Origin of the sequence: Dasania sp. GY-MA-18, assembly GCF_024734385.1 — a bacterium.
Classification (GTDB): Bacteria; Pseudomonadota; Gammaproteobacteria; order Pseudomonadales; family Dasaniaceae; genus Dasania; species Dasania phycosphaerae.
Genome location: NZ_JANHAP010000018.1, coordinates 1 through 12,435, shown reverse-complemented (window position 1 = coordinate 12,435; position 12,435 = coordinate 1). Strand labels below are relative to the sequence as shown.

The 12,435-nt window shown below is 43.3% G+C and carries 8 protein-coding genes; 4 read left to right on the top strand and 4 right to left on the bottom strand.

Annotation, left to right across the window (positions count from 1 at the left end; all coding sequences use genetic code 11):
- Positions 1-74: 74 nt before the first annotated feature.
- Positions 75-920 (top strand): response regulator transcription factor, encoded by an 846-nt coding sequence (locus NO559_RS16340; protein ID WP_258332949.1) that lies wholly within the window; start codon positions 75-77, stop codon positions 918-920.
- Between the two features lie 484 nt (positions 921-1,404).
- On the opposite strand, the gene NO559_RS16335 is transcribed toward NO559_RS16340, so the two are convergent.
- The 3 genes from NO559_RS16335 to NO559_RS16325 form a co-directional block, all read right to left on the bottom strand.
- The gene (locus NO559_RS16335) at positions 1,405-3,504 is read right to left on the bottom strand and encodes a 3-hydroxyacyl-CoA dehydrogenase NAD-binding domain-containing protein (RefSeq protein ID WP_258332948.1); all 2,100 of its coding nucleotides are present in this window, start codon (positions 3,502-3,504) and stop codon (positions 1,405-1,407) included.
- A 35-nt stretch (positions 3,505-3,539) separates the two neighbouring features.
- Positions 3,540-4,742 carry a 3-oxoadipyl-CoA thiolase gene (locus NO559_RS16330; protein WP_258332947.1) on the bottom strand — a complete coding sequence of 401 codons (1,203 nt, stop codon included), beginning with the start codon at positions 4,740-4,742 and terminating at the stop codon, positions 3,540-3,542.
- 82 nt (positions 4,743-4,824) lie between these two features.
- A complete protein-coding gene (locus NO559_RS16325) occupies positions 4,825-6,696 on the bottom strand; it encodes an acyl-CoA synthetase (protein WP_258332946.1) in 1,872 nt (623 codons plus the stop codon).
- A gap of 203 nt (positions 6,697-6,899) precedes the next feature.
- On the opposite strand from NO559_RS16325, the gene NO559_RS16320 reads away from it, so the two are divergent.
- The 3 genes from NO559_RS16320 (at position 6,900) to NO559_RS16310 (ending at position 10,144) form a co-directional block, all read left to right on the top strand.
- Positions 6,900-8,099, top strand: coding sequence for an acyl-CoA dehydrogenase family protein (locus tag NO559_RS16320; protein WP_258332945.1), 1,200 nt, complete (start codon positions 6,900-6,902; stop codon positions 8,097-8,099).
- Between the two features lie 25 nt (positions 8,100-8,124).
- Complete coding sequence (locus tag NO559_RS16315) at positions 8,125-9,252, top strand: acyl-CoA dehydrogenase family protein (RefSeq protein WP_258332944.1); 1,128 nt, start codon at positions 8,125-8,127, stop codon at positions 9,250-9,252.
- 67 nt (positions 9,253-9,319) lie between these two features.
- Positions 9,320-10,144 (top strand): thioesterase family protein, encoded by an 825-nt coding sequence (locus NO559_RS16310; protein ID WP_258332943.1) that lies wholly within the window; start codon positions 9,320-9,322, stop codon positions 10,142-10,144.
- 2 nt (positions 10,145-10,146) lie between these two features.
- Here NO559_RS16310 and NO559_RS16305 read toward each other — a convergent pair whose 3' ends face one another.
- Positions 10,147-10,947 (bottom strand): IclR family transcriptional regulator, encoded by an 801-nt coding sequence (locus NO559_RS16305; RefSeq protein ID WP_258332942.1) that lies wholly within the window; start codon positions 10,945-10,947, stop codon positions 10,147-10,149.
- Positions 10,948-12,435 lie beyond the last annotated feature (1,488 nt).

The following is a 12,435-nucleotide window of genomic DNA, read 5'->3' as shown; positions in this document are numbered from 1 at the left end:
CTCATTAAGTTGCTATATTCTTCGGCTTTTAACCTATACTGTGTTAAAGGTCTTTTTTTGCAAAGAGTTCATACATGTCAAAACATGCTAGCTGCTTAAACATGCTAGGCGATGCCGTCGCCAACTTAGGCAATGATTCATTCATTGTTACTTTAAGCGAGAGCTTTGCCAGCCTGGATCATATTGGCCGCGTGGTAGCCCTATACTTTCCGTTAAATGATAAACCAACTTGCCTATATGCCAACTGCAAAAGCGAAGTAGAGTACTCGCTGGAGGTTGAAGCCTATATCAATGGCCCATATATTTTTGACCCTTATTATCAAGCCAGCTTGAGTGGCATTAAAAACGGTAGCTATCGCTTTAAAGACATTGCTCCTGACAACTTTAAAAAGACGGAGTTTTTCCGCCGTTACTATAAAGCCATTAACAACTCTGACGAACTCTGCTATTTAGTGAATCTTGGTAGCGGCGCACATATTCAAGTCTCGATCAGCCCCCTTGAAACGCACAAAGCTTTCACCAAAAGCGTTTTAGACTTTTTAAATACTATTAGTCATATTGTTACTTCGCTAATCATTCATCACTGGCAGCTAAGCCATAAAATATCTACTGCTCCGAAAACAGCGCAAAAAAGTTTCAAACAAGCGCTGCAGCAAGCGCTCAAAAATTTTGGTAGTACGCTGTTAACCCCCAGAGAACACGATGTACTGCAATTAATTTTACATGGTCACTCTAATAAGGCAACATCCGAACGCTTGGATATCTCACTGGGCACCGTCAAACTACATCGCAAACGCATTTATCAAAAACTTGATATCAGCTCTCAATCAGAGCTGTTTTACTTATTTATCGACGTCCTCTCTTCAGAGAAAGGCGACGGAACCGGTGACCCGCTACAAGCCTATATGAATCTAAAATAGCCCCTATCAGCATTAGGTAACATGCCTGCGTCGCACTAGAAACTATGTGTCTCCAATAGATATGTATCTCTGCGCTTTCCATACATAGCTATGTTAGCTATTTACCGCCTTAGTGTAATATTGTTATTAAGAAGTGATAAAAAGCTGTTTTAGCATTAAATGTATATCCCTGACTTATTGATGTAAGTAGAAGGATATATGTATTAAAGCCCTTTAATACGGGGGGTTAGTTGTTACTTAAAATCATATTTATTATCGTGATTGTTATTTCGGCCATGTTATGCTCGTAAAAAATTAAAACATTATTTTATAGCATGTTGTTTTCTTGGCTTTGTTGCTAGCATGAAGGGGGTAAATCCACGTGCGTGCTATGAAAAATGATGTGTTAATTGGCGGGTGGCTAAATTATTATTCGATATTGATTAATAAGAGAGGCCCTCTTATAGAGGGCTAGGAATATTATTTTTATTCAATCAAGGATAAATTATTTATCTTTTGACCATTCTGAAAAGGTTTTATTACTAAGGGCTAAGTCTTTTAAAAGCACAGATGCTTGCCAATATTGCTCGCCATACTGTTCGCGATATTGGCAAATAGTATCGTAGACATTTTTTAGACCAAGGCTATCGGCGTATTGCATTGGACCACCACGAAATACAGGGAACCCATAACCATTAACATAAACAATATCAATATCACCCGATCGCTGAGCAATGCCTTCTTCTAAAATTTTTGCACCTTCATTAATCATGGTAAAAGTAAGCCGGTTAAGGATTTCATCATCATCGAATTGACGACGCTTAATTCCTTGAGCTTTAGCTTGCTGTTCGACAACGTCCATAACTAAGGGGTCATTTGAGCGGGCACGGGTTTGCGGGTCGTATTGATAATAGCCGGCACCATTTTTTTGGCCAAGGCGATCCATCTCTACTAGCGCATCGGCAATACAGTAGGTTTTTTCTTCGCCTCTTTGCTCATCGCTAAGCCCTTGGCGTGCTTTATAGCCAATGTCTAAGCCTGCTAAATCGCCTACCGCAAATGGACCCATTGCCATGCCAAAGTTTTGCATTACAGAGTCTATTTGCTGTGGCGAGCTGCCTTCAATCAAACAAAGCTGAGCTTCACGAGCATATTGCCGTAATATGCGGTTACCAATAAAACCGTAGCAATTACCGGAAAGTACTGAAACTTTATTAATGATTTTTGCTAATTTCATACTGGTGGCAATAACATCATCAGCTGTTTTACTGCCCCGTACAATTTCAAGTAGCTTCATTATGTTGGCAGGGCTGAAGAAGTGTAAGCCGATGACATCTTGTGGGCGTTGAGTGGCATTGGCAATTTTATCAATATCTTGATAAGAGGTATTACTTGCCAGTATTGCACCGGCTTTACAGCTTTTATCAAGCTCGGCAAATATTTCTTGTTTCAACGCTAGGTTTTCAAATACTGCTTCTATCACTAGGTCTACATCGGCCAGTTCCTGATAGTCGATGACTCCGCTAATCAGAGACATACAATGTGTTTTTTGCTTTTCGCTAAGCTTTCCTTTTTTGACACTAACGCTGTAATTTTTTTCAATAATAGCTAGGCCACGAGTAATACCTTCGTTATTAATTTCTACTAGCTTCACCGGAATACCAGCATTGGCAAAGTTCATTGCAATACCGCCGCCCATGGTGCCACCACCAATAATGGCAACTGATTTAACATCACGAACGGGAGTGTCTTTATTTAATCCTTTAACTTTAGTGGCTTCGCGTTGAGCAAAAAATAAGTGTCGCATTGCCGTTGATGAGTTTGACTGCATACATTCAATAAATAGTTCTCGCTCCTTGGCTAGACCCTCATCCATAGGAAGCATTACAGCTGCCTCTATGCAGCTAATGATATTCTGTGGAGCTATTTGCCCACGGGCTCGCTTTGCAAGTTTTTCACGGTAGTTGGCAAATAAATCATTGTTTACGGTTGTGGGATCAATGCTGATATCACGTGCTTTTTTTAGCTCTGCTTTTGTTTCTATCAGCTCTTGAGCGTAAGAGTTAGCACCTGCGAATAAGTCACCCTCAATAACCTTATCAATAAGTTTGTAACTCTGTGCTTTCTCAGCGCTAATAGGATTACCGTTAGTGATCATATCCAATGCCATCTCAACTCCTGCCAAGCGTGGTACTCGTTGAGTTCCACCGGCACCAGGCAGTAGCCCCAACTTAACTTCAGGTAAGCCTACTTTGGCACTGCTTAGTGCACAGCGATAATGACAGGCAAGAGCAACTTCAAAACCACCACCGAGTGCCTGGCCGTGAATAGCAGCGATTACGGGTTTATTGGAAGCTTCTATTGTTGTTAACACATCGGGCAAAGAGGGGGGCTGTGGTGGTTTGCCAAACTCACTGATATCTGCACCGGCAATAAAGGTTCTGCCTTGGCAAATCATAATTAAAATTTTACTTTCATCTTGTTGGGCGTTAGTAATAGTTTCAACAAGCTCAGTGCGAAGAGTGTGAGATAGAGCATTAACTGGCGGATTATTAATGCTAATCACGCCGACATTATTCTCTATTTGATAATTAACTACGGGCATTTTGTTCTCCAAAATAAAGTTTTTCACACAATGTGTTAGACGCGCTCTATTACTAGAGCGATGCCTTGGCCAATGCCTATGCACATGGTTGCAAGAGCGTAGCGGCCGCCCGTTTTTTCTAATTGACGTAGGGCAGTTAAAACAATACGTGCGCCGGATGCACCTAAGGGGTGGCCAATTGCTATAGCCCCGCCATTGGGATTTACTCGGGGATCATTAAAGTCTATGTCAAGTTGTTTTAAGCAACCAAGGGCTTGCACTGCAAAAGCTTCGTTAAATTCCATAACATCCATGTCGGCGATAGTTAAGCCGGCACGGGCTAATGCTTTGCGTGTGGCTGGTACCGGGCCTAAGCCCATTACTCTGGGTTCTACGCCGGCAATTGCACCTGCCAAGATACGGGCTCTTGGTTTAACATTATATTGCTTGCCTACAGCTTCACTACCAATTAATAGGGCGCTGGCACCGTCATTGAGGCCTGATGCATTACCTGCGGTGACGACACCGCCGTTAAATAATGCTCTTAATTTGCTGAGCCCTTCTATGTTTGTTTGCGGGCGAGGGTGTTCATCTTTATTAACGTTAAGAGCTGGCTTTTTTCGGCCTTGGGATACTTCCATGCCGATAATTTCTTCATCAAAGAAGCCATTCTCTAGCGCTGCAGCATATTTGGCTTGAGAGGCATTGGCAAACACATCACATTCATCACGGCTAATATTCAAATCGGCGGCAATATTGTCGGCTGTTTCAGGCATTGAATGGCCTCCAAATTGCTTAATAATCTCTGGGTTGGTAAAGCGTGCTCCCATGGTGGTGTCTGCTAGTTCTTGGCCTCGGTCAAAGGCGTTATTTGCTTTTGATAAAACGAGTGGTGCACGGCTCATAGATTCAACACCGCAGGCAACAAATAGTTCACCTTCACCGCAGCGAACAGCGCGCCCCGCATCAAGGGTAGCGGCTAAACTTGAGCCGCATAGGCGGTTTACAGTTATACCCCCAGTTTCGATGGGCAGGCCTGACAATAGGCCTGCAAAACGTGCCACGTTACGGCTATCTTCACCAGCTTGGTTGGTACTGCCAGCGATGACATCCTCATAAATATTTTTGTCGAAACCGTTACGGTCGACTAGGGTTTTTATTACATGGGCTAGCATATCATCGGGACGAACACTCGATAAGCTACCTGTTAAACGACCAAAAGCAGTGCGACCGCCATCGTATATATAGGCATTAGACATTTTATTTCTCCAGCGTAGTCAAAGTTTAGTGGCTACATATTTAGTTAATTGTTTCGGTTAAATATTTTTCTTTTATTAAAGATCAAAATTCGATAATCAGTGGATAAGCCTGTAGTAGATCAACAGCTTGTTGGTGCTGATCATTATTATGGAGTAATACCTTAGCGATTAAGCCATGCTGTGTATCAATTCGAGTTTTTATCTCCGCTTTAATATCTGCTTTAGCCAAGCTTGCATTGATTGCAAACTCAGTAGCTAATTGTCGTAACGCGGGTTTAAATACTTTTGATACCGCTGTTAGTGGTATCTCATCAATAAACTCAATACGTTTTGGTATGGCGGCTCGTTCACTGATAACTTCTTTGCAATAATCTAATAACTCGCAACTGCTAATGTTTTTACCGGTTTTAAGTTTAACATAGGCAATGGGTACTTCCCCTGCATAAGGGTCTGGCTGGCCAATAGCAACTGCTTGGGCAATGGCAGGGTGCTTACTTAAGGGGACTTCAATAATCAAAGGGTCAATGTTGTGCCCCCCGCGAATAATTAAGTCTTTTGCTCGGCCACACAAAAACAAGTTACCTTGTTCATTGTGATAGCCAACATCGCCGGTATTGAACCACTGGCCATCTATCCAGATGGAGTTATTATCGGCATTGTTCAGGTAACCCGAAAAAATATTTGGCCCTTGCGCTAAAACCACGCCAGACTCATTAACCCCACATTCGCGGATTAATTTTGAGCCTTCGATAACAGCAGTAATCCTACGAGTATAGGGTAGGCGTAAACCAACAGAGCTTGTAGGGACGATAGTGTTACCGGGTGGCTTGGCCATCAGGCAGCTGCTTTCTGTCATGCCATAGCCATTACGAACTTTAACCTCGAAGCGTTGCTCAAAATTTTTCTTCAATTGATTGGGAAGAGGGGTGGCGCCGCAGGCAACTTCTTGCAGGCAGGATATATTGTTATCACCCAAGGGTTGATCTAAGAGAGTGCCGAGAATAGTTGGTACTGTAGAAAAGGCTTTACAGTTAAAACGTGCTGTGTGGTGCCAAAAATTCTGGATGATATTGGGATTACGAAATCCTGAGGGGCTTAACAGTACGCCGTGACGACCAGAGGCAAATAACGCTAGTCCGGTTGCCACAATACCGAAAATATGGAATAGCGGTAGGCCACAAAGAGTAGTATAACGACCAAGATGGCCAGCGGTATCGGCATAAATCTGTCCGACAAATGTGAGCCCTCCGTGGGTTAGTTTTGCAACTTTGGGGCAGCCTGTAGTACCGCCAGTATGCATATATGCGGCGATTTGTTCGGCATTAAATTGGCGGCCACTTAACAGTTTGTCGCTCGGTTGCAGCTCAAGCTGTTGAGTGTAATCCACTATTCTCAGCTCAGTTTTAGGCGAGGAGGGTAGCTCACTATTATTTTTGTCTGATTGCGAAATCAGTATAATCGTCTTTAGAGAGGGGATGCTCTGGGTCATCTGGCACACTTTCTGCCACAACTCACTGTTTTCACTGGGAGCAAGCGTTATCAGAACTTTGCTACGGGTGGCGTTCATGATTTCGGTAATATGCTCGGCTTCTAGCATGGGGTTTATAGGTCCGGCAATACCGGCGGCCTGAGCGCCCCAAAGTGTATAATGAGTTTGGAGTAGACTGGGCAGTAATAATGAGACCGCATCACCCTGAGTGACACCCAAACTATGGAGTAAATTGGCTGTTTGAGTGACTTTTGCAGCTAGCTCTCGATAACTAATATTAATAGCTTGTTCGCCTGCAACCCCCGTGGGAAGGAAGCTCAAGGCTGGATCATCGCCATATTCCAACCCTGCTTGTTGTATCAATTCATAGCTATTGCTCCAGGGGTAGCGTTGTGAACGCGGGGTCTTTTCAAACTCTTCTATGTCAGATTGATGGTGTAAGGCGTGGGCTACGGTTTGGCTCATGTTCGCTGCTCTTTAGTTTGCTATTGAGTGTTCCAAGCTAATTCTGACATAAAAAGGAATTGCATTCCACTCTGCGGAACTTCATAATGTTGTTTTGATGCTCTTCCCTTTGGTTTTTCTCTGGAAAGGCACGTTTCACAAAGTGCATTAGACTAGCAGCACTTTAAAGCATGTTTTAGATTGTTTTATTAATAGGTAATGTGATGAATATAGAATTTACTTCCGCGGAATTGGCATTTCAGCAACAGATTCGCCAGTTCTTAAATGAAAAGTTACCCGTTGATATTGCTGAAAAGCGAAAGGCTGGTCTTTATCTTGGTAAGGAGGATCAAGTTCGTTGGCAGAAGATTCTTTATAAACAGGGCTGGTCGGCGCCTAACTGGCCGGTAGAACATGGTGGTACTGGCTGGACTCCCACGGAGAAATATATATGGGCCACAGAATGTGCGCTTGCAGGTGGGCCAGAAGTTATTTCCTTTGGGTTGAAGATGGTGGCACCCATTATTTATGGTCACGGTAGTGAGGAACAAAAGCAGCGCTTCTTACCCGATATTCTTGCCAGTAATGCATGGTGGTGCCAGGGCTATTCTGAGGCTAATGCCGGCTCTGATTTAGCATCATTGAAAACTACCGCGGCGCAGGAAGGTGATGAGTATATCGTCAATGGCGCTAAAACCTGGACAACGCTGGGCCAACATGCGGATTGGATTTTCTGTTTGGTACGTACTGGTGCCCCAGAGGTAAAAAACCAGGAAGCCATTAGCTTTTTATTGATCGACATGAAGACCTCAGGCATTACTGTCTCGCCCATTATCACTCTCGATGGTAAGCCCGAAGTCAATGAGGTGTTTTTTGATAATGTACGTGTGCCGGTGACAAATCGTATTGGTGAAGAGGGTAAAGGTTGGACCTATGCCAAAACACTATTAACCCATGAGCGTACCAATATTGCGCGAGTAGGTTTGTCGAAACAGCGTTTTGCACGGGCAAAGCAATTAGCTAAAGAGACCGTTGATCTTGATGGTTATTTAATAGATAACCCGGCTTTCTCTCAAAAAATGGCTGAGGTGGAAATTGAATTATTGGCTCTGGAGTATACTGAGTTGCGTACTTTATCTGCTGTTAGTACCGGTGCGGCACCGGGACCTGAGTCTTCGATCTTAAAAATTAAAGGTACTGAAGTATCGCAAATGATTGATGAGCTGCTGGTAGAAATTGCCGGTAACTATGCCTTGCCATTTGTTAAAGAACAGTTTGAAGATGGATTTGCGGGTGAACATATAGGGCCGGAGACCGCAGCTAATAGTGCTCCTTATTACTTTAATAATCGCAAAGCTTCCATTTATGGTGGCAGTAATGAAATTCAAAAAAATATTATCTGTAAAGCCGTCTTAGGTTTATAGAATTGATCTTGTAGAGGTATAAGTAATGGATTTTTCATTTTCAGAAGAGCAGCAGATGTTGCAGAGTAGTGTCTCAAAATTTGTTCAAAAGGATTACGATTTCGAAAGCCGCTGTGGCTTGGTAGATAGTGATAATGGTTTTAGCAAGGAGCACTGGCAGCTGTTTGCTGAGTTAGGTTGGCTGATGGTACCTTTCACTGAAGAAGATGGTGGCCTAGGAGGTAGTGCTGTTGACTTGATGGTGGTGATGGAAGAATTTGGCAAAGGTATGGTCATAGAGCCTTTTTTAACGACAGCCGTTTTGGCTGGCGGTTTGATTGCCGCGTCAGCTAGTGAAGAGCAAAAACTGCAGTTATTAGGGCCGCTGATGGAGGGAAAGCTACAACTGGCCTTTGCCTATAGCGAGCCACAAAGTCGTTTTAACTTGGCGGATATAAGCACTACAGCAGAGCTGCAAGGCGACAATTATTTGCTGAATGGCCATAAGGCGGTGGTGCTCAATGCTGAGGCTGCTGATCAACTGCTTGTAGCGGTACGTACAGCCGGTGAGCAGTTCGATCGTGATGGAATTAGCCTATTTTTGGTGAATACGAATACGGCAGGTATTGCTATACAGTCTTATAAAACAGTTGATGGTTTTCGTGCCGCTGAAGTTCGTTTCGATAAAGTCAGTGTCCCTGCAGCTAATCTATTAGGCGAAGCTGGAAAGGCATTGCCTGTTATTGAAAAGCTTATTGATAGGGCTACATTGGCGTTGTGTGCAGAAGCGGTGGGTGCTATGGAAGTGACTTACAAAAAAACCGTGGAGTATACCCAAACGCGCAAACAGTTTGGTGTGAGCATCAGTAAATTTCAAGCATTACAGCACCGTATGGCCGACATGTTTATTGAGTGCGAGCAGGCACGCTCTATTTTAATGATGGCTGCTATGCAGCTTGATGCCAATCAAGGTATTGCACCTAAAGCCGTCTCGGCTGCCAAGAGCCGTATTGGTAAGGCTGCCCGCCTAATTGGTCAGGAAGCGGTACAGCTGCATGGCGGTATTGGTGTTACTGATGAGTTGGATGTGGGGCACTTTTTTAAACGTTTAACGACTGTTCAGTTCCTGTTTGGTAGTACTGATTTTCATACGCAGCGTTTTTCAAGGCTTTAATCGCTTATTGTTAAACTTTCTATAAAACTAAAAAAACGGTTTTTTTATCTGAGTAATAAGTTAATCAATGTATAAGTTTGATCAAGATACGGCAGTTAAACAGATTGGCCCTAACTGTTGGCAGGGTAATGTTTCAGCGGATTGGTATTTTCGCGTGGCACCTAATGGCGGTTATATGATGGCGATGGCTGCACGAGCTTTGGGGCAGGCTTTTACTACGACCGATACTATACATTCAGATCCTATTTCGGTTACCGCCAATTATATTACGCCAGCGACTATCGGCGTAGTGCAAATAGAGGTTACACTTTTGCGGTCGGGGAAGCGCTTCAGTCAAGGCATTGCGAGCTTAAAACAAGATGGTCAGCTATGCATGCAATTAACGGCTGTTTACAGCAACTTTGATTTCCCCGTCGATGCTAATTGTAACGATTTCATCGCGCCGCCAATGCCATCTCCAATGATGGCTGAACCCTTGCGTGACGAAGATGTTTCTTTTTGGCGGCAGGTGGAGGCCCGTTTACTGCCCACAGATTTTCCGTATTTCATTGATGGAGGCAAAGGGCAAATGGAAATTAGTGGCTGGTTGCGCTTTTTCGATAAGCGTCCTGCGGATTTATTGGCACTGTTTTTGTTTGCTGATGCTTTTCCTCGTGCTATTGCGATGCGAGTGGGTAAATTGAACTGGGTCCCTACCCTGGACTTAACCGTGCAATGCTTGGCGCGTCCGGCACCTGGCTTTATAACGGGGCGGTTTAGTAGTCATCAGCTGTCAGCAGGTATGCTGGAAGAGCGCGGTGAATTATGGGATAGCGAAGGTAAACTGGTTGCTGTCTGCCGTCAGGCGGCAGTAGCGAGAATACCCGAAGAAAGATTACATCTTTTAGAGTGAGCTTAATATCTAATCAGTGTTGCCTCAATATTACGCACCATATTTTTTAATTGTGGTGCGACTTCTTGCATGCAAAACTCGGGACTAAGACGGTAAGCTGGCCCGCCAGCATTAAATGTAAAAATGTGGCCTTGACTCATTACAAAGGGAACGGAAACACCATTAACGTCTTTGTCCCAATCCCCCCAAGAATAGCAATAGCCGTTTTCCTTATAGGATGAAATCGCTTCATCAATGCCTTTTTTAATTTCAGGCCAGTTATCCCCTGATTTTTTCTCAAGATAGCTGAGAAAATAGTTTCGCTCTTCTTCTTGCAGTGCTGCAAGATAAGCTCGGCCAGCAGAGCTGGTTGCCAGGGGGACTCGATCACCTATTTCATGACGGAAGGTGGTGACCTTTACTGGGGCGCAATATTCAAGGTAAATCATTTTTAAACGATCACGATTCGCAAGTCCAACGGCGGTGCCTGTAGTATTAGCAAGCTCCTGCATCAGGGGTTTGGCAATCTGGCGAATACCGAGGCTGGAAACAAAGGCATAGCCTAATGCTAGCACGCCGCTACCTAATTGATATTTTTCTAAGCGCTCAGAATAAGTCAGGTAGCCCAGTTTTGTGAGGGTATATGTTATGCGAGAAATACTGGATTTTGGCAGATTTGTTCGTTTGGAAATTTCCAGATTGCCTAAGAATCCATCGCCGGGTTCAAATGCCCGTAAAACATCTAAACCACGAGCAAGGGCTTCGATAAATTTTCGGTCAGTCTCTTCGTTTTTGTTGCGAGGAAGGCCTGTAATCGAGTTCATAGCATATCCGTGTCGAGGTGATTCTGTGGATTATACATAAGCTGATAAGGAGAATAAATACAATAGCTGCTTACTATATTTGAGATTTTCACGCGGTCTGAAATAGATCGCCTTCTACTGTTGAATCTTGACAAATCCCATTGGGGCGAAGCATTTTGCAGTAGTCAACATACAGGGAGTATTCATCTTCATCAGCGCTTAACCTCAGCTTTCAGCATTTTGGCCGCTGACCGTGAATGCTATGCTGCACAAATAATTTTAAAAGGCGACTCGCTAAAATCAGCGGTGTCTAAATTAAATGTTTATTGCGGGAGGCCAAGTCACAGTAACGTAATGTGAAAACGCTAGACATCTAATCACAGTCTGATCTACTTCTCAGCACCTTCGTTAACCAAGATGAGTCCTCAGGATATAGCGACCTGATAGGGTATTATTTAACATAAACTTTATATTAGAAGTTACTGATAGTTATGTACAAAGATGTTTATTGTATATGCTCATTTGTTACTAGTTAAGGCGTGAAGAATAAGAAAATATAGGATAAACCTATATTAGTAATATTTAATATCTACTCATGAAGTTGCTCGGTTGCAGCTGTATGATTTTAGCTTGATCTCTGAGCCCGTTTAAAATCTTTAAAGCAGCTGTCCAATGATGCTATTTTAGAACTTTCAAACCAGCTCAAGTTGAGCTGGTTAATTATAATGAGCAGAACATCAAAAATTACAAGCAGGCAGGGTTGAAGCGGTTCTTGGCTTTTTTCCGGATTTTAATAAGTTTATTGACCAGGTTCATTTTGTGAGGCGCTTATTCTTAGTGAGGGTGGAGGCAGGGTATATTGCCATAATACAGCTGAAAATAGAGCCTTTGTGAAAAGATTTAATAAAGAGCTAAAGCTATGAAGCATGATGGGCGTTATAGAAAAATAGTAGGTGAGTTTTACTTGGTAGATTAAGTCGAAACTAATACAAGTAAGCATTACTCGAAGCTTCTAGCCGGGTCTCGTGCTATTTCTCCAGCTATCGTGGCACATTCTTCCAGATGGGCTCATCTGATAATTCTATCCGTTAAACCGTGAGGATTCAATCATACGATTGAGTAGCCTTAGGGCTAGGGTCAAGTCTGGGCGAGAATGTATTAACAGCGCACTATCAGTGATATTATGAATTCTAGAAACTCGCGTCGATACTCTGTTTGTTTCAGCTAGTATGAACGGATGTGAGGGCTTGATTAAGTTAGACGCTTCTACATTTAGAATCCATATTTTAGTAATGCCGGTTCGGATAATAAGTGCAGTTGGTTGTTGTAGGTGTTCGCTTTAATCAAATAATACCTAGATGCAACGCCTAGCGGGAGGGGCTTCTTGGGGTTCTGGGGACATCCCCGCCTAATGTAACACTTATCGCTACAGCCCACGCCTCATAGGGTCTCCAGAGGTGCCTTAATTTTCATTTTGCACTATTGATTGCATAATCTCATCCAAATTGA